Annotated in this window: 1 protein-coding gene; it reads right to left on the bottom strand. The window is 53.1% G+C overall.

The genetic code is table 11. The features are described from left to right. Window positions 1-3 precede the first annotated feature (3 nt). Window positions 4-397, bottom strand: a 394-nt coding sequence (locus AC1RPG_RS08330; RefSeq protein WP_481762522.1) for a hypothetical protein, incomplete at its 5' end; no start/stop codon positions are given.

Here is a 397-nt window from a genome sequence, read left to right as displayed (position 1 = left end):
CAATTACGCCTGCGAACACAATTCCTTGCCCTCCACGTGTTGGATCACCTGATTCGCAAGATCACCAATCGTCTCAAGACTGATGAATTCGGACGGATACATGGTGATGCGATATTTCTGGTTGATTGCTTCACAAAGAGCGGTACGCGCACGCAGAAGCTTCAGCCCCATTTCCACCAAGCGAACACCTGCGTACGCGCCGTTCGAGATTACCACAGGTCCTTTCACGATTTCGCGCTCCATCGCGAGCCGCACGATATCCTGAGCTACTGCGTCCATGGTAAGCGGCGGAACCTGTTTTGCATACATATGCTTGGCCCACAGCTCACCAGAAATCGCGTCCTCTACGTCACCCACAGTTTCCCAGCCAGTCGATTCAAGCGCGATGTTGAAGTGC

The sequence above is a fragment of the Dellaglioa sp. CoH-57-MRSF-18 genome, from assembly GCF_056781995.1.
Note: the sequence above shows the minus strand (reverse complement) of the source record. Positions and strands in the feature narration are given on the sequence as shown.